This window comes from Pseudomonas sp. GW821-FHT01E05, assembly GCF_059422425.1.
On sequence record NZ_JBWKWW010000006.1, the window covers coordinates 319368 to 344468 of the forward strand.

A 25101-nucleotide genomic window follows, 5' to 3' on the forward strand; every position below is an offset into this window, starting at 1 on the left:
TGGTCATCGGCACAGGCTCAACCGACCGACTTGATGGCATCGGGCTCTTCACTCAGATAGGCCGCCATGGAGTCGTCCAGCGCGTTGAGCCACGGCGTGTGATGGGGCGGCGACTGGGTGCCGGTCATCAGCGAGCGGTAGGACTTGTCGCGGTAACCCATGATGTTGTGCGCCTTGTCGTGCTTCCAGTGCAGGAAGGTGTCGTTGACCGCGGCGATATCGAAGTTCGGGTAGTCGGTGGCGTCCACCAATTGCTGGATGTAGGCGCCCTGGTATTCGAACATTTGCTGGTTGGTTTCAAGCTGCTGTTCGCGGGCTTGCCACTCCAGGCTGTCGGCGATCATTTGCGCCTGATCGGGCAGGGCGATGCGTTGCAGGATCACGTCGCGGGCGTACCAGGCCTGGGCATCGAACATGTTGAACGAGTACCACTGGTCCTGCATGCCGAGGTAGATCAGCTGTGGGTTGGGCTCCCAGAAAATCCCCTTGTACAGGTTCATCGGCCACAGCCGGTTGTCGGTCTTGAGGCACAGTTCGTCCGGCAGGAACGGGAAGTGATGCTTGTAGCCGGTGCACAGAATCACCGCGTCGATGTGTTTGTGAGTGCCGTCGATAAAATACGCGCGGTTCTTTTCCAGGCGCTGCAGCAGCGGTTTTTCTTCCCAGTTGGCGGGCCAGTCATAGCCCATGGGCGCGGTGCGGTAGCAACTGGTGATGCTGCGGGCGCCGTACTTGTAGCACTGCGAACCGATGTCTTCGGCGGAGTAACTGCTGCCGACGATCAACAAATCCTTGCCCTTGAACTCCAGCGCTTCGCGAAAATCATGGGCATGCAGAATGCGCCCGCCGAAATGTTCGAACCCGGGGAAATACGGCATCTTCGGCGTCGAAAAGTGCCCGCAGGCATTGATCACGTAGTCGAACTCTTCCCGGGTCTGGGTATCGCTGCCATGGTCGTGTGCGACCACGGTGAAGCGCCGGGTCTGTTGGTCATAGGTGACCTGGCGCACTACGTTGTTGAAACGGATGTAGTCACGAACCCCGGCTTTTTCGACGCGGCCCTTGATGTAATCCCACAGTACTTCCCGGGGCGGATAGGAGCCGATGGGGCGACCGAAGTGCTCCTCGAAGGTGTAGTCGGCGAACTCCAGGCACTCTTTCGGGCCGTTGGACCACAAATAGCGGTACATGCTGCCGTGGACCGGTTCACCGTTTTCATCCAGGCCGGTGCGCCAGGTGTAATTCCACATGCCACCCCAGTCTTGCTGTTTTTCGTAGCAGACCAGTTCCGGGATGGGGGTTCCCTTGTCCCTGGCCGATTGAAATGCCCGCAGTTGAGCCATGCCGCAAGGGCCGGCGCCGATGATTGCAACGCGTGTGGTCATGGTCGTGTCTCGTGCCTGTCGGTCGGAATGGGTTCGAGGTGGTGGCTCGCTCAGCGAAAGATCACCGTCTTGTCCTGGTTGATGAACACCCGGTGTTCCAGGTGGTATTTCAGGGCTTTGGAAAGTGCGACGGTTTCGGTGTCGCGGCCGATGGCGACCAGCGCATCGGGCAGGTAGGTGTGATCGACGCGCTGGATTTCCTGTTCGATGATCGGGCCTTCGTCGAGGTCCGAGGTGACGTAGTGGGCGGTGGCGCCGATCAGTTTCACGCCGCGCTCGTAGGCTTGGTGATAGGGCTTGGCACCCTTGAAACCGGGGAGAAACGAGTGATGGATGTTGATCGCTCGTCCGGACAGCTGTTTGCACAGGTCATCGGAGAGGATCTGCATGTAGCGGGCGAGCACCACCAGATCGGTCTCGGTCTCTTCGACGATGCGCAGCAGTTCGGCTTCCTGTCGGGACTTGCTCTCTTTGCTCACCGGCAGGTAAATGAAGCGGATCCCTTCACGTTCGGCCATCGGCCGCAGGTCCAGGTGGTTGGAGACGATGGCGGTGATCTGCATGTCCATTTCGCCTTTGCGATGGCGATACAGCAGGTCGGTCAGGCAGTGGTCGAACTTGCTGACCATCAGCAGCACGCGGGTCGGCTGAGCCGAACTGAACAGCTGCCATTGCATGTCGAAACCGCCGGCCAACTCGCTCAAGCCCAGGCGCAGCGGGGCGATGTCGCCGACCACACCTTTGTTGAAACGAAACACCGCGCGCATGAAAAAGCGCCCGGTGAATTCATCGTCGAATTGCGACAGCTCGCTGATGTAGCACGCTTGCCCGGCCAGCCAGGAGGTGACTGCGGCAACAATGCCGGAAGCGGCGGGGCAGCTGATCTTGAGGATGTAATGTTCGTGTGGCGTGTCCATCGAGGTCTCCCTTGGAATGCGTGGTTGGCGTTCGATCAGCCTTTGGCGGTGCGTTTGGTTTTTTCCGGATCATCGAACGGCAAGGCGTGGGTGATGGCCGCGACCTCGAGGCTGCCGTGTACCTGCATGGCAAATCCTGGTGCGGCGCAGTCGGCGTCCATGCGGGCGATGGCCATGGAGCGTTTGCTCAGGCGCGAATACATGCCGCAGGTGATGACGCCGACTTTCTTGCCGGCCTGCCACAGAGTGTCTCCGGCTTCAGCGGCGCGGGCGCCTTCGAGCAACACGCCGGCGATCTTGAAGCGTTCTTTACCGCGCAGGCGCCAGTGCTCGTCGGCACCGCGAAAGTCCTGTTTTTCCGGCGATACGGTGAAATCCAGGCCGAGCTCCCACAGGGTGTCGCCGGCTTTTTGATCGGCGAAGGGGTACATCTGCGAGTTGTCGTAGGGGAAGAACATCAGCGAGCTTTCGACCCGCAACCAGTCCAGGGCGGTGAAGGCGCACGGGATGATGCCCATGCCCGCACCCTGTTCGAGGATTTCGTCCCACAGGGTCGGGGCGTCGGCGGCCTTGCAGAAGATTTCGTAACCGCGCTCGCCGGTGTAGCCGGTGCGGGAGATCATCACCGGACGGCCGAACAGTTTGGTTTGCAGGTGATGGAAGTACGGCAGCTGACGAATGCCCGGAACGTGTTCGGCGAGAAAGTCCACCGCCAACGGCCCTTGTAACGACAGGTCGTGCAGGTCGTCATCGAACAGCACCGCAACCTGACGGCCCTGAGCCGAGCGCACCAGCATCTCGTAACCAGTGCCCGCGCCGTGCACCACCATGAAGGCATTGGGGCCGGTGCGGTAGACGATGCAGTCATCGATGAACTTGCCGTCCTCATCGAGCATCGAGGCATAGACCGACTTGCCGGGATAGAGCTTGGCGATGTCACGGGTGGTCGCCCATTGCAGCAGGCTTTCGGCGTGGGGCCCGACGTAGTGGACTTTTTTCAGCCCCGAGACATCCATCAAACCGGCGCGGGTACGGATCGCCTGATGATGCTCGGCCAGGTCCGAGCTGTAGGTCCAGGCAGTGCCCATGCCGTTCCAGTCTTCAAGCTGTGAGCCGAGCGCACGGTGACGTTCGGCCAGTGCGGAAATGCGCCAGGAGTTGGCCATATCGTGATTCCTTGTCTGAATGGGGTTGGGTCAAGGTGTTTCAGGCCTGGTCGAACTGGCTCAGCCAGTCCACCAGCGTCTGCCGATAACGGGTCATGCCTTTGTATTCGGCGATCGGGTCGGGCAAGTCACGCAGCACCCGGTGCAGGCGACGGCCCCAGCCGGGATGGCTGACCAGTTCGTTCATGCTGATCAGGTAGGTGCGGATGCTGAACATCAGGCCATTGCTGCGGGGCAGGCGGGCCATGAATTGCAGCTCCACGCGCAGGTGGACGAGCTGGCCGACGTTTTCGTCGGTGACGCTGCCGCGCTCGGCACCCCATTCGTGGTAAGTCTCGGGGGACGAATCCAGGCGCGGATTGATTGTCAGCGTCCAGTTGAGCCTGCGCACCGGTTGATCGACCTGGACGTTGAGCAGGTACTTCAGTGCCCGGTCGAACACGCCCATCTGGTTGGCCATGGGCACCGGCGAATGCCATTGCTTGAAGCTCATCCCGGCATCGAAGGCCAGTGACCAGTCGGCGGGGCTGGTGACCATCCCGGCGTCCATGAACAGATCGCCATCGCGCTGGTCGAGCAGCGCGATGTCGCCCTGGACCTGACGGGTGATGAACTCCAGCGGTTCGCAGGGCAGGGTCGAGGCATCGCCGAAGACAAACGCCTGATCGATGCCCAGCGCCTTGTTGCGCCAGTGCCAGCGGTTAGCGTCGCAGCTCAGCTCGAACCACTGCGGATAGTCGGCGGCCAGATGTTCCATGAACATCTGCAAGGCATCCCACGACGCTTCCTGCATATGCGGCATCACCAGGTAGCGGCGCGGGTCCTTGTCCAGTACCAGTGCACGCTCGGCCATTTCCGACAGGTAATGCTCGTCGATATCGAACCAGTGCTGGTACACCGAGCCCGGTTCTTTGGCGCGCGCCGGCTCGATGTTCACCGAGTACATGTAGCTGTCTTCGGTGAACGGAAACGGAAAACGCTCGATGGCCGATGCACTGTTGTGGAAGCTGAAGGTGTCCCGGTAGCTTTCCAGGGGGCTGAATTGAACGGTCATGGTCGACTCCTAAAGGTCCAGCAAAACGCAAGAGCCGCAGCCGCGTGATACGCAGGGCATGAGAAATTCGGCCTGCTCGGTGCTGCTCAGAATGCTGTCGCGGTGATCGATATCGCCTTTGAGATGGCGCGTGACGCACTGCCCGCAGACCCCTCCGCGGCACAGGCTGGGGACTTCCAGACCGGCCGATTCCAGTGCTTCGAGCAGGCTTTGCTCTGCGCTCACCTGAATCCGCCGTCCGCTGCGCGCCAGTTCCAGGCTGAACGGCAAGCCCGGTTCTGCGCCGCTGAAGGCTTCCCAATGGACCCGGCCGGGTGGCCAGCCGAGGGCTTTGGCCTGTTCCCGAACGCCCATCAACAGTCGCTGCGGGCCGCAGACGTAGACATGACTGCCCAAGGGCCGGTCGCTGAGAATCGCCGTTAGGTCCAGGGCTGCGCCAGTGCTGGCGTCATAGCGATGCAGGCGTGATCCCAGGCGTTGCTGCAGTTCGTCGGCATAGGCATCGGTCAGGTTTTTGCGGTAGGCGTAATGCAATTCGAAGTCGGCGTTGCGCAGTTCCAGCGCACTGATGTACGCCATGAACGGCGTGATACCGATGCCGCCGGCAATCAGGATGTGCTGGCGAGCGGTCGAATGCAGGGCGAACAGATTCGCCGGGGGCGACAGGTGCAAGGTATCGCCGACATTCACCCGTTGATGCAGGTGGCGCGAACCACCGCGGGAGTCGTCCTGCAAGCGTACGGCGATGCGATAGTGGCGAGTGTCAGCCGGATCGCTGATCAATGAATAAGCGTTGCGCACGCTGCGCTCGGCCAATGACAAATGGACCTGTACATGACTGCCCGAGGAAAACCCCGGCAACCGGCCAGAGCGACTGACGAAGGTGAATTCGCGAATCACCGGTGTCAGCATTTTTGCGTCGGCGACCTGTACCTCCAGCGCCGTGCTCATGATTGAGCCTGCGCATAAGGCTGATCGGGGTTTTCGCAGACGCCCAGATAAGCACCCAGGCGCTGGGAAAAGTGCTCGCGCACGCCCAGGCGGAGCTGGCAATTGGAACAGCACACTTGTGCCTGTGGGCCGCTGTCCTGAACATGGCTGCAGTGCACGCAAAACACCCTGCGCAGCACCGGCCCGGATTCGATCAGGTCGATCTCTTCGCTGTGCATTCCGGCAGTGCACGCCACGCCGTGGATGCGCCAAAGAAAGGCTTCGTCGCCGAGAACGTACAGCTGGGTGCCGACCGCAGTGGCGTCGAGCAACGCTTTCAACTGTCGCTCGAACCCGTCTACCGCGGCGCAAAGTACGCGGGGAGTGGGCAGCGCCGGCTGATCGAAGTTCTTGAGCAGACGCCCAAGCGCTTCGGCTGTCGCCGTTTGCGTCACCAGAATGTGATGCAGCGCGTGAGAGCGAAGAGTCGGTTCACGGTACACCGGCACACTCTGGGGTCTGTACGGCGCAGCGCTTTGTGTCTCAGTCATTGCAACCCTCCTGGCTGTCCAGCGTTTCAACAGCGCCTGGCGAATAAATGTCCCGATCTGGTGCGCAAGCCAGGCGTCAAAGCCTCGGTCTGGTGCGCTGTCTTTCGGCGTTTGGCCGTGCTCAGAATCGGCGTTGTTGTTTCTTGGTGGGGAAGATAGTTTCCCGAAAGGAATTACCGTTCAATCCGGAAAAAGAGATATCTCTTTGGGGGTAGTCCGTCGGCGATAGCGGGCAGGCATGGAAGTTGCTCGACTAATCGTCACGGTTTTCCAAAGGGCAGGCGGATGTCATTGAAAGCTCGAATGCGACCTGGCGGGTGGGCGCAATGGTTCTTGCGTTCGCGGGCGCGTCAGGTGGACAGCGTGCGGGAATTGCTCGCCCAATTGCCGCTGCGCTTGGTCGACGCGGACGATGCCTTGCCACATTTTCTCGATCGATTCGAAGCACTGAACCCTGGCAGCAAATTGGGGTTGTTGTTGACTGGCGAGGACTTCGGCCCCGGCCGTCGGGCCATGCTCAGCTCCTGCGATGAGACGCCGGGCTGCCCGTGGCGCACCGGTGCCGCGACAGCTGTACCGCAGCAGTGCATGGCCTGCCGGCATCGGGGTCGTTATCGCCTGCTGAGTGTTCTGCCCGGCATCGCGCCCGATAGGCGCGGGGTATTGCTGCTGGACACGCCGCGCGCGGCCAGTCGCGGGTTTCATGGGTTGCTTGGGGAAACGGCGCGGGTGCTGGGAGTAACGGTGCAGCTACTGCGGCACAAGCGTGAACAGCAATGCAGGGAGGCAACGTTCCAGAATGGTGCACTGGCCCGTGAACTTCACGATTCGGTGGCACAGCAATTGGGCTATCTGTCGTTTCAGGCCAGCCTGATGCAGGCCAAGCTGCGTGAGCCGGAGCAGGCCGCCCCCTTGCTGGCCGAGTTGCGCGGCGGGTTGAGTCATTTGCAGCGCCAGGTACGCGAATTGATCACCAGCGCACGGTTGACCATGGACGGGCGTTCACTGCGCCAGGCGCTGGCGGACTCGGTGGCCGAGTTTTCCCGACGCTGCATCATCGTTTTCGAGCTGGACAACCGTCTGGCCGAGGATGCGCTGTACCCGGAAACCGAACTGCAGATTCTGCAGATCATCCGCGAGGCGCTGGCCAATGTGGTGCGACATTCCCACGCCCGGCACGTGCGGATCGAACTGCGCCAGACCCGGCATGGCGAGATTACGGTGACCGTCGAAGATGACGGCATCGGTCTGAGTCCGGCCTCGGTTGAGGAGAACCACTATGGGCTGGCGATCATTCGTGAACGTGCATCGACCATCGGTGCGCAGCTGTCCATCGAAACCATTCGCCCCCATGGCGCTCGCGTGCACCTGAGCCTTATCCAGAACAATGACGACCCGCAGAGACACTTCGATGAACAGCACGACCTTATTGTTGATCGATGATCATCCCTTGTTCCGCAAAGGTCTGGCGCAACTGTTTGCCGCCAGCGATGACTTCGATGTGGTTGGCCAGGCGGCCAGCGGCAGGGAAGGGATCAACCTGGCGGTGCAGCTGATGCCCAGGCAGGTGTTGCTGGACTTGCACATGCCGGGTTTGAGCGGCTTGCAGGTACTCGACGAGATGAAACAGTTGGGGCTCGAATGCCAGATTGTCGTATTGACCGCTTCGATGGATCGCGGCGAGTTGCTGACGGCCTTACGCCTGGGAGCCAGTGGTTATGTCCTGAAGGAGACCGAGCCCGAAGCGCTGCTGTCGTACATGCGCAATTGCAGCAAAGGCGCGATTGTTCTGGATGATTGCCTGGTGTCGCTGCTGGCCGGGCATGGCGAAACCGAGGCGCCGCAAGAAAAAATCGAAGACGGCAGCCTGACTGATCGTGAAGGGCAAACCCTGGCGCTGATCGCTTCGGGCATGAGCAACAAACAGATAGGCCGGGAGCTGGGCATCAGCGACGGCACGGTGAAGATCTACGTGAAGAACCTGCTGCAAAAGCTCAATTTGCGTTCGCGACTGGAGCTGGCAGCCTGGGTCCACAAGGTCGGGTCATTGAGAACAAAGGAGCGTCATTGATGGCGGACGAATGTGCTTCACCCGTTGAGTCGGTGTTTGGCCGGCCGGCGTCGCAACCCCTGGACGTGTTTCCTATCGCCTTGCTTGAACTCAAGGACAACGGCGAGATTGCCCATTTCAATACGGCCTGGGCGGACTTGATGGAGTCGCCTGGCGATGAGCGCAACATCGTTGAGTATGTGCATCAGGAAGACCGTTCCCTGTGGCGTCAGGCGCTGTATGAATTGCGCCATCGGCCGGATATTTCCTTCAGTCAGCGCCTGCGTTTCGTCCATCCTCAGGGAGATCTGCGCTGGTTCGATATCAGCCTCAAGCGCCGGGACTTACGGTTCTATCTGGTGGTCAACGACATCACCCAGCACAAGCGTCGCGAAATCGCTTTGCAGGCCAGTCAACGCAGCGCCCTGAGCCTGCTCGATAGCATGCCCGGGCTGATCTATCGTGGGCGCAACAACCACGACTGGACCATGGAATTCGTCAGCGCCGGCTGCCTGCAACTGACGGGCTATGCCGCCGAAAGGCTGATGGACAGTCACGACTGCACCTATAACAGCCTGATCCATCCGGACGATGCCGATTACGTCTGGCGCGAGGTTCAGCACGCTTTGTCCCGACACCAGCCTTACGAACTTCGCTACCGGATTCGCTGTGCGGACAACACCATCAAGAACGTCTGGGAAAAGGGCGTCGGCATCTATTCGGACAGCCGCGAAGTGCTGGGTATCGAGGGCGCGATTTTTGAAATCGTCAATCTGCCTGCGGGGCGCATATGACAGAGCCGCGATAGAAAGTGTGATGCTCATCCCGCGGCGCAGCCGCCGTTGATTGGTTAAGCGCTTTGGCAAACCAGACATTCAGGTACAGCCCGGATCAGGACCTGGCCTGCTGCAACGAACGCTGCTATCTCAGGCGATGCTTGAAGTACTAAACTCGGAAAGTGTTCTGTTAAGCGCGCTATCGTACCGAAGCTGTGTTCATTCACTGCGATGATCCAGGTGTCCCCTCCAGCCCCAGGAGGATGCTCAATGAGCCCGCTTTCAATGTGGAATCTGGTGCGAGCCTCGGCAGTGCTGAGCCTGACACTGCTCATGCCAGCAATGTTCGCTCACCTCTGGGAGTACTGGCTGTGACTCATGCACAGGTGATGCCTGCAAGGCGCGGCAGCAGGGCGAAGATCAGCTTCTACGGATGTACCAGGCTGCTTTGGATGGTCTTGCTCTGTACGCTGGTCGGCATGCCGCTGGTACATGCGCAGGATGCACAAACGCTTAAGGCACGCTACGTTGCCTTGCATGAACAAATGCTCAGCAACTCGTTTCACCGTCCGCTCTACCTTGAATCCAGTGAAACCTCAGGGAGCCTGAAAGGCGACATCTATTCCTTGGTTGAGCAGCCCTATGCGGTGCTCAGTCCGGCATTGCAGGGCATCGACCGCTGGTGTGACATCCTGATCCTGCATCTGAACGTAAAGAGTTGTCGTTCCTCATCCGGCGGCGACACATTGACCGTCTATATTGGGCGCAAGTTCGATCAGCCGCTGGCTGATGCCTACCGGTTCGACTTTCTCTATCAGGTAGTGGTGGCCGGTCCCGACTATCTGCAGATCACACTGAACGCTGCGCAAGGACCGCTTGGAACGAATCGCTACCGTGTCGAACTCGAGGTGGTGATGCTCGACTCCCAACACAGCTTCCTTCATTTGTCGTATTCATACGGCTATGGCATTGCGGCCCGCCTGACCATGCAGAGCTACCTGGCAACGACGGGGCGCAACAAGGCAGGTTTCAGTATCGTTGGCACAAAGGTCGACGGACAGCCAGCCTATATTGGCGGCATGCGCGGTATCGTCGAGCGCAATGCGATGCGCTACTACCTGGCGATCGAAGCCTACCTGGGTGCGCTGTCGACGCCTGCGCCGGAGCAGCTCGAAAAACGCCTGAGCGATTGGTACGCGGGGACCGAGCGTTATCCGCGGCAGCTTCATGAGTTGGAGAGAAGCGAGTATCTGAACATGAAGCGCCTGGAGGTCCAGCGCCAGCGCGCCGCCGACTCTGCATCACCGGTGAAATAGGTGCTGCGCCACCCGGTCTTTCAACAAAGACAATACTGATTCCACCAGGCAGGGCAACCCGTAACTGGACGCTGTCAACTGGCAACGTGCTAAGGAATGTAAGGTAGCAAACGATCGTTTTTTTTCCTGGTCACCGAGTAACACTCGCAACAAAGCCTTTCAAGCCTATCGGTCCAACATCGTAATATGCCCACGGCTGTACTCGATCACGCCGAGCATCTGCAACTTGCCCGCAGCATCGCTAACGACTTCCATGAACATGGATACCTCAATTCGCGACTGTTTGAGCCTTGAACGACATTCGTTGAAATTTCACGTTGAACGACTGTTCAGTTTCATTTATGTTGGCTGCACCCCCCGGCTGGTTACATGCGGGCTTGCGCTTTTTCTATCTGAACGAGAGGCTCTGGCATGCGGTTTTCACCCTTTGTTGAGCGAATTTCAGGGCAGGGTGTTGCTGCCTGGGACATCCACCAGGCTGCGTTCAACGCTCAGCGCAAGGGCGAAGATGTGATTATCCTCAGCGTGGGTGATCCGGATTTCCCCCCACCGAATTTGATTACCGGCACCGCCATCGACGCCTTGCGGCAAGACGACACCTCCCACACTGAAATCGTCGACTGCACAGCGTTGTGCGAGGCCATCGTCGCCCGTTACAGCCAATCCCTCGGCCGTCCCTTGCAAACACAGAATGTCCTCGCCGTGGCCGGTGCGCAGAACGCCTTGTTCGTCACCTCGATGTGTCTGTTGCAGGCCGGCGATGAGGTCGTCGTTCTCGATCCGATGTATGTCGCCTATGAGGCGACGCTCAAGGAGAGCGGCGCGACCCCGGTACGGGTGCCGTGCGCGGCAGACTCGGGTTTTCGCCTCGACGCCGCGCTGTTGGCAAAGGCCATCACCCCGCGGACCCGGGCGATTTTTTTCTCCAGTCCGAACAACCCCACCGGCGTCGTGCTCAGTCGCGAAGAGCTGCAGGGCATCGCCGACCTGGCGATTGCCCATGACCTGTGGGTGGTGGTGGACCAAGCGTATGAAAGCCTGGTGTTCGAGTGCGAATACATCAGCCTCGCGGCCTTGCCCGGCATGGCTGAACGCTGCGTGGTGATTGGCAGCCTGGCGAAATCCCACGCTGTGACGGGTCGGCGCATCGGCTGGATCATCGCCGAGCCGACCCTGATCGCCCACGCCGAAACCCTGGTTCTGAGCATGCGTTACAGTTTGCCCGGTTTTGTCATGGAGGCGGCGCTGGCCGCGGTATTGGCCCATGACGAGGTCTCCCGGAGCCTGCGCGAATCCTACCGCCGTCGGCGCGATCTGCTGGTAGATGGCCTGAGTCATTGCCCGGGTATTGGCGTGCTCAAACCGCAAGCGGGAATGTTCGTATTAGTGGATGTGCGCGATACCGGGCTCAGCTCGCTGGATTTCGCCTGGCGCCTGTTTCGTGAAGCCGGCGTGTCGGTGCTCGACGCGGCGGTGTTCGGCAAACCCGCCGAGGGCTTCGTTCGGTTGTCGTTGACGTTGGCTGAAGAACGCCTGTTGCAGGCCTGTGAACGAATCACGGCCTTTGTCCGGGCCCTGCAGGCCCAAGTGCCGACCAGAGTCAGAATCACTGCCGCTGCGGCTAAAACACCCGCTGAGCCCGCAGCGGCAAAAAAGATGATCGAGATCGACACACTGCACAAACGCTTCGGCAATATCGAGGTGCTCAAGGGTATTTCCCTGACCGCTCACGAAGGCGAGGTGATCTCCCTGATCGGTGCCAGTGGCTCGGGTAAAAGCACACTGCTGCGCTGCATCAACATGCTCGAAGTGCCGGACCAGGGCAGCATTCATGTCGACGGTGAAAGCATCAAACTCAATTACGACCGCCCCGGCAGCCCGCTGGTGGCCGACGCGAAACAATTGGTGCGCATCCGCTCCAGCCTCGGCATGGTCTTCCAGAATTTCAATCTGTGGCCCCATCGCACGGTGCTGGAAAACCTCATCGAAGCACCGATCCAGGTGCTGCGCGAAAGCCGGGCCGAATCCATCGAGCGCGCCGAAGCGCTGCTTGAACGGGTCGGGTTGGCGGCCAAGCGTAATGAATACCCGGCCTTTTTGTCCGGTGGACAGCAACAGCGGGTGGCCATCGCCCGCGCTTTGGCCATGCGGCCCAAGGTCATGCTGTTCGATGAACCCACCTCGGCGCTGGACCCGGAGCTGGTCGGGGAAGTGCTGAGGGTGATCCGCTCACTCGCCGAAGAAGGCCGGACCATGATCCTGGTGACTCATGAAATGGCCTTCGCCCGCGATGTCTCTTCCAAAGTGGCCTTTCTCCATCAAGGGCTGATCGAGGAAACCGGTTCGCCGGATGAGGTGTTTGTAGATCCACGCAGTGAACGTTGTCGTCAATTCGTCAACGCACATCAAACTCGCTAACTCCAACACACAATAAAAAGACGGGGCAACATCATGGGACAAAAGCGTTTGGCAAACTGGTTGGGCAGTGCAGTGCTTATGCTTGCGGCAAGCTCTGGCCTGGCTCAGGCAAAACCCATTGTATTTGCGGTCGCGGCGGAACCCTATCCGCCGTTCACGTTGAAACAGGCCAATGGGCAATGGTCCGGGTTTGAGGTCGACCTGATTCACAAGCTGTGCGATGAAATAAAGGCACAATGTGAAATCAAGGAAGTGGCCTGGGACGGGATCATCCCATCGCTGCTGGCGAAGAAGATCGATGTGATTTTCTCGTCGATGTCGATCACTGAAGAGCGTGAAAAACAGATTGCCTTCAGCAAGGCCTATTACGATACGCCAGTAGCGATTGCCGGCCCCAAAGGGACCAAAGTGGACATTTCCCCGGCCGGGCTCAAGGGCAAGGTTATCGGTGTGCAGATCTCCACGGTCAGCGCCAACTACCTGAAGAAATACTACGAAAACATCGCTGACCTGCGTTATTACGATACTCAGGATTCAGCCAATGCCGACCTCATCGCCGGACGCATCGACATGATGATGGCCGATGGCACCGCGGTTTCCAGCTTCGTCAAATCCCCCGACGCCAATGGACTGGACAACCTCGGCACCGTGCCATACGACCCGGTGTTCGGTCGCGGTGTCGGCGCGGGTCTGCGCAAGGACGACACGGATCTTAAAACCCATCTGGATTCAGCCATCCAGTCCCTATTGGCGAGCAAGGACTACGACGCCATCTCCCGGAAATATTTCGATATCAGCGTCAAGCCCGCTCAATAACGGAAGAAACCCGATCCCGTAGGTTAAGCGAATCCAGGGTGGGAGCGGGCTTGCTCGCGATAGCGGACTGACAGTCGACATCATTGCTGAATGTTATTCCCTCATCGCGAGCAAGCCCGCTCCCACATTAGATCGTGATACCGCCGATAAAAAACGTGGACGATCCGTGGAGGGCTGAAATGCCAGCGATATTCGATTTGATCGATTTCAGTGAGCAGGGATGGGGAAGTGCACTGTTGCAAGGGTTATGGATGACCCTGCAAATTTCGGCCGGGGCCTTTGTAGTTGGCCTGTTTATCGGCCTGGTGGTGGCCTGCGCCAAACTCGGCGCACCGCGACCGGTGGCGACACTGATGCGTGGTTACACCACATTGTTTCGGGCGATCCCGGAACTGTTGCTGATTTTACTCCTGTATTACGTCGGCTCCATGGGCCTCAACGCGCTGATGGTGTGGGCCGGCTACGCCGAAGTGAACGTCAGTGGGCCGCTGGTGGCGATTCTGGTATTGGGCCTGGTGCAGGGTGCTTACGCCTCGGAAATTTTCCGCGCAGCGATTCTGGCCATTCCCCATGGGCAGATCGAAGCGGCGCGTGCTTTCGGTTTGCACGGCTTCGGGCTGTTTCGTCGGGTCACGTTGCCGATCATGGCGCCGTATGCGTTGGCCGGCATGGCCAACTTGTGGATCAACCTGATCAAGGACAGCGCATTGATCAGCGTGGTCGGGACCAACGAGCTGCTGTACACCGCCAAGCAGGCGGCCGGTTCGACCCGTCACTACCTGCTGTTCTACCTCACGGCGGCCGCGCTGTATTACGTGGTGACACTGACCTCCAACTACCTATCGGGACGCCTCGAGCGACGAATCCGTCGCTGGATGCCTTTGGCTGAGTGAACGCGATGATTCCAGTGTGGATGTTCGATTATGCGGCATTGATAGGCCGAGGCTTGCAGACGACAATCTCGATTTTGTTGATTTCCAGCGTGTTGGGTTTTGGGCTGGCGGTGCTTACGGCGCTGGCCCGATTGTCGCGGCGCAAACTGATTGCCAGATGCAGCCTGGCCTACACCAGTGTGATTCGCGGTACGCCGTTGCTGATCCAGATTTACATCTTCTACTACGGGCTGGGCAGTCTTTTCGCACAGTTTCCGGCGCTGCGCGGTAGCGTTCTCTGGCCGTTTCTGCGGGAGGGTTACTGGTACATCGTGTTTGCGTTGGTGCTGTCGGTCGGCGCTTATGTCGGTGAAGTCATTCGCGGCGGGCTGATGGCGGTGCCCAAGGGGGAAATGGAAGCGGCTTCGGCGTTCGGTATGACCGCGCGTCAGGCGTTGCTTCGGGTCCGCCTGCCGCGCGCGATGCGCCTGTTATTGCCAACCCTGGCGGGTGAAAGCGTGATGTTGATGAAGTCGACCGCATTGGCCTCGACCATTGCAGTGGTCGATTTATTGGGCGCGGCCAATGTGGTCCGGGCCCAGACCTTTCAGGTATTTCAGCCATTACTGTTGGTGGCGGGTGTTTATGTCTGCCTGACCTTCCTGATCGAGGCCGTGTTCACCATCGCCGAGCGGCGGGGCACACCATTGCGCAGGTCAATGGGATGAGTTCGTCGAAGGTCGACCGTTCGCTGCAAGGCATCAGCAAAGGAGGGGAGTGTATGGCGCAAGATGTTTCCTTGAGCGTTCAGGGTGATTCCGGTGAAACGCTGCGCATTGGCGCATGGCGTTTCGACGGTGATGGCAGCGGGCCGAAGGTACACCTCCAGGCCGGGGTGCATGCCGACGAAATCGCCGGCATGCTGGTGCTGCACCTGTTGTTGCCCCGGCTACAGTCGGCCCAGGATCAGGGGCTGCTCAAGGGCAGCGTGACGGTGGTGCCGCAGGCCAATCCGTTCGGCATCGGGCAATTTCGTCAGGGCCGGATTCTCGGCCGTATTCATGAGGCCACCGGGCAGAATTTCAATCGGTTGTTTGATCAATCGCTGGCCCTGACTCGACCCGTGACCAATCTGGGGCATTGGCAAAAATGCCTGGCGCAATTGGCGGCCGATGCCGACCTGATGCTCGACCTGCACACCGATGATGAAGCGCTGCCTTACCTCTATATCCACCGCAGTTTCTGGCCCCGAGGTCGTGAGCTGGCGGCAGCGCTGAAGGTCGACGTGGCAATTCTCTGGGACGAAGGTGGCGACGGCTCCTTCGAAGAAACCATTATCTCGCCCTGGCTGCGAGGGGCCGGAGGCGCTCAGCGGCTGGCCGCGACCATCGAGCTGCGGGGGCAGGCCGACGTCAACGATCTGTTGGCAGAGCAAGACGCCGCCGGGCTCTACGCCTGGCTCTGTGCTTGCGGCGTCATTGATGAGCATGTGCCGCTGGAGGAGTGGCAGGGCGAGGCGGTGGATATCGGCTGCATGGAGTCGATCTTCGCTCCGCAGGCCGGCGTACTGATTTTCGAGAGGGCGCTGGGCGATTACCTTGAAGAAGGTGAACGCTTCGCCAGGATCCTCGGCAGGCCAGGCGACCCGGCGTCGGAGGTGGTGCTGCAGGCTGCCCAGTCAGGGCGGATGGTGACTCGCTATCGCGATCGATTGATCCCCCAAGGCGCGGTGGTCGCCAAGTTCACGGGGAGTCGGCAGTCGCAGAACTGGGCCGGTGGGTTACTGGACCCTTAAAATTCGCGACAGGCTGTGGTCGATGGTGCGGAGGTTGCCGTGGCCGGTTTTCATATCGCAGCTTGGGTATCAGAATGCTCAATGATGTCGACGCAGGTGACGTATCAGGCCAAGTACCAATGCCACGCCGATGATCAGCAGTAGTGTGGCTTCCTCATAACGCTTGATATCGGCGAACAGCCATTCCAGCGACTGGCCAAACAGGTAACCGACTCCGGCAATCAGTGGTGCCCAAATCGCAGCCCCTATCCAGTTCAACAGCATGAAACGCCAGGCGGGTACTCCACTCATGCCAATGGCCAAGGGGCCTGCAATGCGCAATCCATACATGAAACGCACGCCGATGATCAGTCCGGTTTGATAGCGCAGCAGCAAGCGATAGACCCGCTGTGCGTTTGGATCAAATTGCGGGAAGCGTTGCAACAATAACCCGCCATACCGGCGACCAATAAAAAACAGAACCTGATCGGTCAATGCCCCGGCGCACATGGCAATAACAGCCACCAAAAGGAAAGATAAATACCCTTGGTGTGCGGCGAAACCCGCCAGAATCAGAATAGTTTCACCTTCCATGACTGCACCGATAAATACCGCCAGGTAACCATATTCGGCGACTGCTTGTGTCAGCGTCATGCGGCATCTCCCGGCAGGATCATCAGGTGTTCGTCAACCAGCACTCACACAACGACAGGCTGGACACAGCTCCATTCCCTGGCCCACAGAGACTTCTGGCCCTATGAGGTCGAAAGCCCGGGAGGCACAGATGAATGTCACGCATGAACCCATCCCTTGGAGATCGGCAATGCGAACAGGCGCCGGTACAGATTTTCCAGCCCATCGAGCAGACGCGCGCGCAAGGTTTCGAAGCTCAGTGCCAGCGCTACGATCCAGTTGCTGACGAATGCCACCGCGAGGGCTCCGACGATGTCGAACGGGAAATGCACACCCAGGTAAACACGAGCCCATCCAACCGCTATGCCGAACAGCACGAGCAGAGCCCCGGCCTTGCGCAAGGAGCCCCGCATGAAGGCTAGCCCCAAGGCGAAGAACACAACGGCATGATCGCTGGGAAAGGAGGTTTCCGCTTGATGTGTCAGGAATGTGTGACCCAACTCAATCATGAAGGGTCGTGGGTGTGTCCAGAAGACGCCGATCGACACGTTGCACCCCAGTGCGAACACGGTACTCAGTACGCCAGCCAATGCGACGGTTCTGCTCTCTCGCCCGCCCCAAAGCCAGAGCCCGGCCAGTAACAGGGGAACACCATAGATCAGCCATTGTGCCAGGACATTCGCCATGATCAGTGCGCCTGGCGAGGGGTGTGCACTGGCATTGATGATCAGAAACAGTGAACGATTCAGTTCTTCCATTAGGCGATTTCACTTATAGACAAAATATTGATGGCGGCGAAAGCCTTGTCACCTCGATCGCCCCCTGCCTTTGGCTCTGAGCGGGCAAGGTGCTTTGCACTCTGGTGGTTTTTCAAGGCGCATAAAGCTTGCCCGAGGGGCCGTGAAGAAACCGTTATTTTGGACGTGGCAAATCAATAAGTCGGTGTTAACGCTGGCTCGACGGTGCTTCAGTTGACTGACCCATCGAATGCTGGACCTTTTGCAGTTACTGCGCGGGAGCGACCACGCGGAATTTGATATGGATATCATTGGAAATGATTCCGAAATTGGCCCATTCGCCTTCACCGATATTGAAATCGGCGCGCTTGAGGATGAATTCGCCATCGAATACGCCGATGGCGTTCTGCGGCTTCAAAATGATCAGCGCGCTGACGTCGCGAGTGCGGCCCTTGATCGCGAGCTTGCCGGTGACCTCGTAGCGGTTGTTGTCGAGCGCCTTCACTGCGTTCGATTCAAACCTGGCCACGGGAAACGCGGCGGTGTTGAACCAGGCGGGTTTTTGCAGTTCGGTGTTGGCGTCGCGGGTGCCGGCGTCGATGCTGGCGAGCTGGATGGTGAGCTCGGCGTGGGCCGCTGCGGGGTTCGCCGAATCAAAATCGATCTTGGCGTCGAACTTGCCGAAACTGCCGTACACCCTTGCGCCCATCTGGATGTAGGTGAAGGCAATCTGGCTGGCAGCCGCGTTCACCTGCTTGTATTGAACCGCGTGGGCGCAGGTCAAGGCGCTGAGCGAGAGTGCGACGGTCAGCGCGGCAGAACGCAGGAATCGATAACTCATGGGACTCTCCGGCCGGGGCGTGAGCGTAATGGATTGAAGTGCCGTGGGTCAGCCTTTGTTCCTGAGCGGCAGTATGCGCGTGAGCACATCGTCGCGATCAATGAAGTGGTGCTTCAGCGCGGCGACCGTATGGGCAATCACCAGGCCAAGCAAAATGAAGTTCAGCGCCTCATGCACATCCTTCAGGCGGTCACCCAGCGCGGCGTCCCTGGGCAGCAGATCGGGCAGTGGCAGTAGGCCAAACCACACGGTCTGGAAGCCTTTCGCCGAGTCCATCAACCAGCCGCTGAGCGGAATCGCGAGCATCAGTGCATACAGCAGCCAATGCATGGCATGGGAGGCAAGACGCGACACGGCCGGTATCGTCGTCGGTAGGGGCGGTGCCGGATGGGTCAGGCGCCAGGCGAGCCGTATCCATACCAGGAGGAACAGGGTTATACCAGCCCATTTGTGCCATGAGTACAGTTTCAGCTTGATCGGTGAAATCGGCAGTTCCGGCATGTAGAAACCGAGCGCGAAGGTGCCGATCAGCCCCAGAGCCATCAGCCAGTGGAGAGCAATCGCCGTGCGGGTGTAACGATGATTCATGAATGCTGCGCCTCGGCTGGCTGGAGTGGCTGGGCGGTGCAGACGTCTGAACGTCTGCAAAGGCCTTGACCGGGATTTGCGTTCCCACGGGTTTTTAAGTGTAGATGAGTTCAATAGTGGTTCTGCATCAAATGATCACCGGACTTTGCCACTGGCCACGGGGCTCGAGGCGAAAGTCCCGCCCCGGATATTTGGTGTTTCGGGTGCAGAGTCAATGCTTGAACCGATGATGGCGTGTTGCGTTGGTGAAATTTATGATGTAATTTTTCATGAAATTATAAAGACATAATTTCATTGGCGTCCCTATGTTTCAGCAATCCACACAGCACGTTGCCAGCTATTACGCCCACAGTTGCGCGGATCGCCTATTGACTCGAGCCGCCCTGGAAGGCGAACAAAACACCGAGGTGCTGATCATCGGTGCCGGCTTCAGTGGTCTGCATACAGCCTTGCGCCTGGCCTTGGCGGGCAAGCGTGTGACGTTGTTGGAAGCCAGCCGGGTTGCCTGGGCGGCTTCGGGGCGCAATGGAGGTCAAGCGATACTCGGGTGGTCGTGTGATATGCCGCCGTTGGAGGCTGCGCTTGGCTACGAACGAGCACGGCGGTTGTGGGACAGCATGCGCTGGGCTGCGCAGGAGTTGCGTGAGTTACCCGCGCGCCATGACTTCGATTGCGATTACCGGGCCGGCCATCTGTGGACGTCGGTCATGCCGCGGCGGGTAAGCATCCTGACCGAGTGGCAGCGCGAGGCCAGCCACAAGTGGGGGCACAATGGCTTGCGATTCATTCCCCGTGCGCAGCTGTCGCAATGGGTGGCCAGCGAGCGTTATCAGGCAGGCCTGTTCGACCCTGAAGGCGGGCATCTGAATCCGCTCAAACTGGCCCTCGGTCTGGCCGCGGCCATAGAGCGTGCGGGCGGCTGCATCCACGAGCAGAGCAAAGCGTTGAGCTACCGCGAAGAAGGCAATCAGTATGTGGTGACCACCGAACGCGGACGCATTCGGGCGAATGTGCTGGTGCTGGCGTGCAATGCCTATCTCGATCGACTTGATCCGAAGCTGGCCAGTTGCGTGTTGCCGGTAGGTACCTACCAGGTAGCCACCGCGCCGCTGACCGCGGAGCAGGCTACGGCGCTGCTACCGAGTAATGTCTGCGTCACCGATAACCAGTTCGTCCTCGACTATTTCCGTCGCACGCCGGATAACCGCCTGCTGTTCGGTGGTGGCTGCACTTATCTGGGAGGGATGCCAAAGGACATCGCCGCAGCGACCCGGCCTTATCTGCAGCGGGTATTCCCGCAGCTTAAGGACGTCAAGTTGGAGTTTGCCTGGGGAGGGCACATCGACCTTACCCTCAAGCGCACCCCCCACATCGGCCGGCGTGGTGACCTCTACTGGCTACAGGGCTACTCCGGGCATGGTGTACTCCCGACGCTGGCCGGTGCTCGCGCGGTGTCCGAAGCGATTCTCGGTCAGCCGGATGACCTGGCCTTGTACCAAGGTCTGAGTAATGGCAGCTTTCCCGGCGGTAAATACCTGGCAGCACCATTGGAGGCCATCGGCAAGGCCTGGTATCGACTGCGCGACAGTATTTGATGAGCAATCTTTTGGAGCTCTGGCATGAACAAGCAAGAAGAAATCGCCGCCTTAGCGATCCTTATTCACGATCTACGCAAGCACAAGAAATACACCCTCAAGGAGCTGGCAGACAAAATCGGCCGCTCCGTCGGTTTTCTCTCGCAAGTCGAGCGTGGCTTGTCACGGCCCACCGTGGCGGACTTGACGGCGATCAGCGAAACCCTTGGGGTACCGACCACCTATTTTTACAGTTTGCCAAAACCCAAGGAGTTGCCTTGGGTTACCCGGCCGGATGAGCGACGCACGCTGTATTACGCCAACGGGATTACCGATATTTTGGTCTCGCCGAAGATGAGGGCCTCCTTCTCCATGCTCGAAAGCCAACTGGAGGCCGGTGCCAGCAGTGGCGAGCGGCACTTGAGCGACAGCTCGGAGCAGGGTGGCTATGTCCTGGAGGGGGAGTTGACGCTGTGGCTGGACGATGACGACGCGCCGGTGACCTTGTATGCCGGAGACAGTTTTCAACTGGCCAGCCACACCCGGTGTCGCTACGGCAACCTCACAGACCAGCTCACGCGAGTGCTTTGGGTTTACACCTGATATAAATAAAAGGAACAACAATGATGGATGCTACCTGCTCTGATCTGCTGGCTGAGGTTCGCGCTTTTCGCCATTGCTATCCCAAGGTGCGTTATGTCGACCTGATTTCCCTGGATATTCCCGGGCATTTTTACGGCAAGCGCTATCCGCTAGAGATGCTCGAGAAGGTTGCAGCTGGTAGCGCGCTGAAACTGCCGCAGAACTGTGTGTTACTGGGCGTTCAGGGTGGACTGTTCAAAATCGGCGACTACTGCTTTAACGATGGCGACCCGGACGCACTGCGTCGCCTGGTGCCCGGTACGCTCAAACCGGTGAGCTGGGAAACGCAGCCGTTGGGGCAGATGCTGATTACCTCGGATGGTACTCAAAAGCCGATCGTCTTCGAGCCACGCGAAGTCCTGGCGCGGGTGTTGGAGCGGTTAGGGAATAAAGGTATTCATCCGGTGGTGGCGTTCGAGCTGGAGTTCTATCTGTTCGATAAACAGCTGCGCGATGGCCAGCCACAGTTCCCCCGCGATCTGCTGACGGACGATGCCGATGACCAGCCGAATATGCACATCGAGCGGCTGTCGCGCTTTTCCCCGGTGCTCGATGAAATGGTCGAGGCGGCGCGGGCCCAAGGCATCGATACCACGGTGATCACTGCCGAACTCGGGCCGGGACAGTTCGAGATCAATTTTGCTCACCTCGATGACGGCCTGCGTGCCGCCGACTGGGCAGCCCTGTTTTGCCGCAGCACTCGTGGCGTCGCTCTCAAGCACGGTTACCGCGCCAGCTTCATGGCCAAGCCTTACTTGCAGCACCCGGGCAGCGGCATGCACGTCCATGTCAGCCTCTACGACGCGGCAGGTAAAAACCTGCTGGCGGCTAACCAACAGCAGGCGCTGCGTCATGCGGTCGCCGGTTGTCTGGAGCTGCTACCGCATTGCATGCCGATCTTCGCGCCGAACCAGAATGCCTTTCGCCGTCTGGGCGGCACGGTGAACGCGGCGACAACGGCCAGCTGGGGTTTTGAGGATCGCGATGCCTGTGTGCGGATTCCTGACTCGGATTCGAAAAACCTGCGGATCGAGCATCGCCTGGCCGGTGCTGATGCCAACCCTTATCTCGTTCTGGCGGCGATTCTGGTTGGTCTGGAGCAGGGCCTGGAAGCCGGTCGGGAGCCGATCACATCACTCAATGAAGACCGCAGCAGTGGTATCGCATTCCCCCTGGAAATGCTCGAAGCAGTGCGCGCCATGCAGCACCAGGCACAGCTGCGCGAGGGTTTGGGGGCGGAGTTTATTGATGTCTACTGCGAGAACAAGCGCCAGGACCATCTGGCCTTTATGCAGGAGATCAGTGCGCGCGAATACCGCTGGTATCTGTAAACGGGCATGCATTGTTCTTGTGCGTTGGCGCCGCACAGAATGCTGGATGCTATTGTGGACAGCACTCCAATGACTGATGGCCCGCAGCATGACTGATGGCGTACTTGATAGACACACTCCCAGCGCTGAAGAAGTGGTCGCGGCACTCGACCTGGAACCACACGTGGAAGGTGGTTACTACCGCAGAACCTTTCAGGCTGATCGGCACGCCATGATCGAGACCGATGGTGGCCGGCGTTACTTGATGACCTCCATCTACTACCTGCTGACCAAGGGCTCCCCCATTGGTCATTTTCACCTGAACCAATCCGACATCGTGCACTACTACCATCTGGGAGACGCGATTCAGTACATCCTCATCTTCCCGGACGGCACATTGAAAACCGTGGTGATGGGCAGCGACGTGACAGCCGGGCAGTGCTTGCAACTGCACGTGCCTGGCGGCGTCTGGAAAGCTTCGCAGCTTATGGCCGGGGCGGCTGCCTACGGCTTGATCAGTGAAGCGGTTTTACCAGGGTTTGATTTTGCGGATATGGAGTTGGGCACTCAGCAAAAGCTCAGCGAGCTGTTCCCCGAACATTCGCTGTGGTTTGAAAAGCTGACGCGAGAGTAGGCTCCATTTGGCGGTCAAGGTGCCGCCAACGCAAACCCGGGCCGCGTCGATCAATGGCCGCCCACGACCATATGGCTGAAGGGCGCCACATACGCCTGCAAGGTGACCAGGCCGCCGACCAGCATGGCCAGAACGATGGAGTGGAAAAAGACGTAACGCAGGATTTCCCCTTCATGGCCGTACCAGCGGGTCGCGGTGGACGCCACCACGATCGACTGGGCGTCGACCATCTTGCCCATGACCCCACCGGAACTGTTGGCGGCGGCCATCAACACCGGGTTGAACCCCAATTGCTCGGAGGTCACCCGTTGCAAGCCGCCGAACAGCACATTGGATGCAGTGTCTGAGCCGGTCAAGGCAACGCCCAGCCAGCCCAGGAGGGTGCCGAACATGGGGTAGAAGGTGCCGGTTGCGGCAAAGGCCAGGCCCATGGTGGCATCCAGGCCTGAGTAGCGGGTGAGGAAACCCAGGGCAAGCATGGCCACTATCGTAGTGAGCGAATAGCGCACCACCCACAGGGTTCGCAGGTAATGGCGCAGCAGTTGGGGGATGGAGTAGCCCATCAGCAGCCCGCCGAGGACTGCCGCCAGCAAGATGCCGCTGCCGGTGCTGGTGAACCAGGTGAATTTGTAGATCGCTTCCTCGGTTTTAGGCTGGGGCACCACGGGCGGAACCTTCTCGATCTGCAGATGCAGGGTGGTGAAGGTCAGGGCTGGCGCGAAGATCGGGTTCGCCTCGCGCATCGGCTTGCCCTGGGGATCGAGCCTGGCCGCGTTGGTTTGCGGGTCCATGGCCGGACGGGTATCGAACATGTTTTTGAAGCCCTGGGTGCCCCAGGCGAAGACGAAGATCGTGAGGATGATCCAGGGCATCCACGCACGCATGACGGCGGGCCGGGCATCGCTGGCAAAGGTCGCGCTGGCCACGGGTTTTTCGTCCTCGGCGGCATCGATTCGGGAGTTGTCGGTTCGCCCCGACAGGGCCGCGGAGGTGTGCACATGGGCTGGCTTCCAGACCTTGAGGAAAGCCGTCAGGCAGGCCATGGAAATCAGTGCGGCGACCACGTCCACCAGCATGGGGCCGTGGTAGTTGGAAACGATGAACTGCGGCACAGCGAAGCTCACCCCGGCGACCAGGATCGCCGGCCAGATTTCCAGCATCTTGCGCCAGCCGGCGAAGGCCCAGATCAACCAGAACGGCACGATCACCGAGAAAAACGGCAATTGCCTGCCGACCATCATCGACAGCTCCATTTCATCCAGCCCGGTCACCTTGGCCAGGGTGATGATGGGCGTGCCCAGGGCGCCGAAAGCCACGGGCGCGGTATTGGCGATCAACGCCAGACCAGACGCGGCCAGGGGAGAGAAGCCCAGCCCGATCAGAATGGCCCCGGTTACCGCCACTGGCGTGCCGAAACCGGCAGCCCCTTCGAAAAAAGCACCGAAGCAGAAGGCAATCAGCAGCAATTGCAGGCGGCGATCGTCGGTGATGCGCGCCAGGGAATCTTGCAGCACCTTGAACGAGCCGTTCTCGGTGGTAAGCCGATGCAGGAAGATGATGTTGAGCACGATCCAGCCAATCGGCAGCAGGCCGTTGGCGGCACCGAAGAGCGCGGCCGAGCCGGCCATGCCTGCTGGCATGCCGAAGGCGAAGATCGCGATCAGCAAGGCCGAGCCAAGGGCAAGCAATGCCGCCAGATGTGCCTTGATATGGAAAAACGCCAGGGATGTCAGCATCACCACCACCGGCACTGCCGCCATGATGGTCGATAGCGCCGGGTTACCGAAGGGATCGTAGATTTGCTGCCAGACCATTTTCCACCTCTGCTTGTTCTTGTCGGTAGTGCAGGCACCAAGGGTCGGTCGCTTGTAGTGCTTCTAGTATAGGTGGCATTACGCCGCTGTCTGGGCAGGGCTCGTTTTTTAGCAAGATCACAACAGGTTGGGCAAAAGCGTGGCGGAGCACATCACGCGATTACGTCCTGTGATCTCGGTGACCGCGAGCTTTACAGGAGCCCGATCCATTGGAATTGCCCATTAAAAATCCCGCTGAGCCGGTAATGGTCAGCGGGATTTTGTGGCTGTGGGTTTTGCGGTTTTTATCAGGAATCAACCGTG

At 59.5% G+C, this 25101-nt stretch carries 24 protein-coding genes and 1 pseudogene; 13 read left to right on the forward strand and 12 right to left on the reverse strand.

Annotated elements, in window-relative coordinates; all coding sequences use genetic code 11:
- Nucleotides 1-17: 17 nt before the first annotated feature.
- From AC07W5_RS15690 to AC07W5_RS15715, 6 genes are read right to left on the reverse strand one after another with little or no spacing between them, the layout of a single operon-like run.
- On the reverse strand, nt 18-1385 hold the full coding sequence (locus AC07W5_RS15690) for a trimethylamine monooxygenase (protein ID WP_495023758.1): 1368 nt from the start codon (nt 1383-1385) through the stop codon (nt 18-20).
- A 50-nt stretch (nt 1386-1435) separates the two neighbouring features.
- Nucleotides 1436-2302, reverse strand: coding sequence for a formyltetrahydrofolate deformylase (gene purU / locus AC07W5_RS15695; RefSeq protein WP_494991544.1), 867 nt, complete (start codon nt 2300-2302; stop codon nt 1436-1438).
- 35 nt (nt 2303-2337) lie between these two features.
- Nucleotides 2338-3468, reverse strand: coding sequence for an aminomethyl transferase family protein (locus AC07W5_RS15700; RefSeq protein ID WP_495023759.1), 1131 nt, complete (start codon nt 3466-3468; stop codon nt 2338-2340).
- A 40-nt stretch (nt 3469-3508) separates the two neighbouring features.
- Nucleotides 3509-4522 carry a heme-dependent oxidative N-demethylase family protein gene (locus tag AC07W5_RS15705; RefSeq protein ID WP_495023760.1) on the reverse strand — a complete coding sequence of 338 codons (1014 nt, stop codon included), beginning with the start codon at nt 4520-4522 and terminating at the stop codon, nt 3509-3511.
- Nucleotides 4523-4531: 9 nt separating this feature from the next.
- A complete protein-coding gene (locus tag AC07W5_RS15710) occupies nt 4532-5473 on the reverse strand; it encodes a PDR/VanB family oxidoreductase (protein ID WP_495011921.1) in 942 nt (313 codons plus the stop codon).
- A complete protein-coding gene (locus AC07W5_RS15715; RefSeq protein WP_495023761.1) occupies nt 5470-6003 on the reverse strand; it encodes a dimethylamine monooxygenase subunit DmmA family protein in 534 nt (177 codons plus the stop codon). Before AC07W5_RS15715 ends, AC07W5_RS15710 begins: the two co-directional genes overlap by 4 nt.
- 285 nt (nt 6004-6288) lie before the next feature.
- Between AC07W5_RS15715 and AC07W5_RS15720 the strand changes: the two genes are divergently transcribed.
- The 4 genes from AC07W5_RS15720 to AC07W5_RS15735 all read left to right on the forward strand — a co-directional run bounded on the left by AC07W5_RS15720 (nt 6289) and on the right by AC07W5_RS15735 (nt 10145).
- Nucleotides 6289-7446, forward strand: coding sequence for a sensor histidine kinase (locus tag AC07W5_RS15720; protein ID WP_495023762.1), 1158 nt, complete (start codon nt 6289-6291; stop codon nt 7444-7446).
- Complete coding sequence (locus tag AC07W5_RS15725; RefSeq protein WP_494991550.1) at nt 7415-8074, forward strand: response regulator; 660 nt, start codon at nt 7415-7417, stop codon at nt 8072-8074. The genes AC07W5_RS15720 and AC07W5_RS15725 overlap by 32 nt, the downstream gene beginning before the upstream one ends.
- Nucleotides 8074-8847, forward strand: a complete 774-nt coding sequence (locus AC07W5_RS15730) for a PAS domain-containing protein (RefSeq protein WP_495011925.1) — start codon at nt 8074-8076, stop codon at nt 8845-8847. Before AC07W5_RS15725 ends, AC07W5_RS15730 begins: the two co-directional genes overlap by 1 nt.
- A 434-nt stretch (nt 8848-9281) precedes the next feature.
- Nucleotides 9282-10145, forward strand: coding sequence for a hypothetical protein (locus AC07W5_RS15735; RefSeq protein WP_495023763.1), 864 nt, complete (start codon nt 9282-9284; stop codon nt 10143-10145).
- An 89-nt stretch (nt 10146-10234) separates the two neighbouring features.
- On the opposite strand, the pseudogene AC07W5_RS15740 reads toward AC07W5_RS15735, so the two are convergent.
- Nucleotides 10235-10397, reverse strand: a pseudogene (locus AC07W5_RS15740) (Crp/Fnr family transcriptional regulator); the annotation flags it as partial.
- A gap of 159 nt (nt 10398-10556) precedes the next feature.
- On the opposite strand from AC07W5_RS15740, the gene AC07W5_RS15745 reads away from it, so the two are divergent.
- The 5 genes from AC07W5_RS15745 to AC07W5_RS15765 all read left to right on the forward strand — a co-directional run bounded on the left by AC07W5_RS15745 (nt 10557) and on the right by AC07W5_RS15765 (nt 16046).
- On the forward strand, nt 10557-12563 hold the full coding sequence (locus AC07W5_RS15745; RefSeq protein ID WP_495023764.1) for an aminotransferase class I/II-fold pyridoxal phosphate-dependent enzyme: 2007 nt from the start codon (nt 10557-10559) through the stop codon (nt 12561-12563).
- Between the two features lie 33 nt (nt 12564-12596).
- Entirely contained in the window at nt 12597-13379 is a 783-nt protein-coding gene (locus tag AC07W5_RS15750) for a transporter substrate-binding domain-containing protein (RefSeq protein WP_495011928.1), read from the forward strand.
- A gap of 179 nt (nt 13380-13558) precedes the next feature.
- The gene (locus AC07W5_RS15755) at nt 13559-14272 is read left to right on the forward strand and encodes an ABC transporter permease (RefSeq protein ID WP_494991555.1); all 714 of its coding nucleotides are present in this window, start codon (nt 13559-13561) and stop codon (nt 14270-14272) included.
- A 5-nt stretch (nt 14273-14277) separates the two neighbouring features.
- Nucleotides 14278-14979 (forward strand): ABC transporter permease, encoded by a 702-nt coding sequence (locus AC07W5_RS15760; protein WP_494991727.1) that lies wholly within the window; start codon nt 14278-14280, stop codon nt 14977-14979.
- 53 nt (nt 14980-15032) lie between these two features.
- Nucleotides 15033-16046 (forward strand): M14 family metallopeptidase, encoded by a 1014-nt coding sequence (locus AC07W5_RS15765; protein ID WP_495023765.1) that lies wholly within the window; start codon nt 15033-15035, stop codon nt 16044-16046.
- A gap of 78 nt (nt 16047-16124) precedes the next feature.
- Here the strand turns inward: AC07W5_RS15765 and AC07W5_RS15770 are convergent, their stop codons facing one another.
- The 4 genes from AC07W5_RS15770 to AC07W5_RS15785 form a co-directional block, all read right to left on the reverse strand.
- Nucleotides 16125-16679, reverse strand: a complete 555-nt coding sequence (locus tag AC07W5_RS15770; RefSeq protein ID WP_495023766.1) for a DedA family protein — start codon at nt 16677-16679, stop codon at nt 16125-16127.
- A gap of 137 nt (nt 16680-16816) precedes the next feature.
- The gene (locus AC07W5_RS15775; RefSeq protein ID WP_495023767.1) at nt 16817-17416 is read right to left on the reverse strand and encodes a phosphatase PAP2 family protein; all 600 of its coding nucleotides are present in this window, start codon (nt 17414-17416) and stop codon (nt 16817-16819) included.
- 247 nt (nt 17417-17663) lie between these two features.
- Nucleotides 17664-18236: a YceI family protein gene (locus tag AC07W5_RS15780; protein WP_495011931.1), complete on the reverse strand. Its 573-nt coding sequence runs from the start codon at nt 18234-18236 to the stop codon at nt 17664-17666.
- Between the two features lie 48 nt (nt 18237-18284).
- Nucleotides 18285-18824, reverse strand: a complete 540-nt coding sequence (locus tag AC07W5_RS15785) for a cytochrome b (RefSeq protein WP_494991560.1) — start codon at nt 18822-18824, stop codon at nt 18285-18287.
- Nucleotides 18825-19129: 305 nt separating this feature from the next.
- On the opposite strand from AC07W5_RS15785, the gene AC07W5_RS15790 reads away from it, so the two are divergent.
- The 4 genes from AC07W5_RS15790 to AC07W5_RS15805 all read left to right on the forward strand — a co-directional run bounded on the left by AC07W5_RS15790 (nt 19130) and on the right by AC07W5_RS15805 (nt 22984).
- A complete protein-coding gene (locus tag AC07W5_RS15790) occupies nt 19130-20419 on the forward strand; it encodes an NAD(P)/FAD-dependent oxidoreductase (RefSeq protein ID WP_495023768.1) in 1290 nt (429 codons plus the stop codon).
- 24 nt (nt 20420-20443) lie between these two features.
- Nucleotides 20444-21001, forward strand: a complete 558-nt coding sequence (locus AC07W5_RS15795) for a helix-turn-helix domain-containing protein (protein WP_494991562.1) — start codon at nt 20444-20446, stop codon at nt 20999-21001.
- A 23-nt stretch (nt 21002-21024) separates the two neighbouring features.
- On the forward strand, nt 21025-22371 hold the full coding sequence (locus AC07W5_RS15800) for a glutamine synthetase family protein (RefSeq protein ID WP_495023835.1): 1347 nt from the start codon (nt 21025-21027) through the stop codon (nt 22369-22371).
- Between the two features lie 88 nt (nt 22372-22459).
- A complete protein-coding gene (locus AC07W5_RS15805; protein WP_495023769.1) occupies nt 22460-22984 on the forward strand; it encodes a cupin domain-containing protein in 525 nt (174 codons plus the stop codon).
- A 50-nt stretch (nt 22985-23034) separates the two neighbouring features.
- Here AC07W5_RS15805 and AC07W5_RS15810 read toward each other — a convergent pair whose 3' ends face one another.
- Entirely contained in the window at nt 23035-24798 is a 1764-nt protein-coding gene (locus tag AC07W5_RS15810; RefSeq protein ID WP_495011935.1) for an L-lactate permease, read from the reverse strand.
- Nucleotides 24799-25101 lie beyond the last annotated feature (303 nt).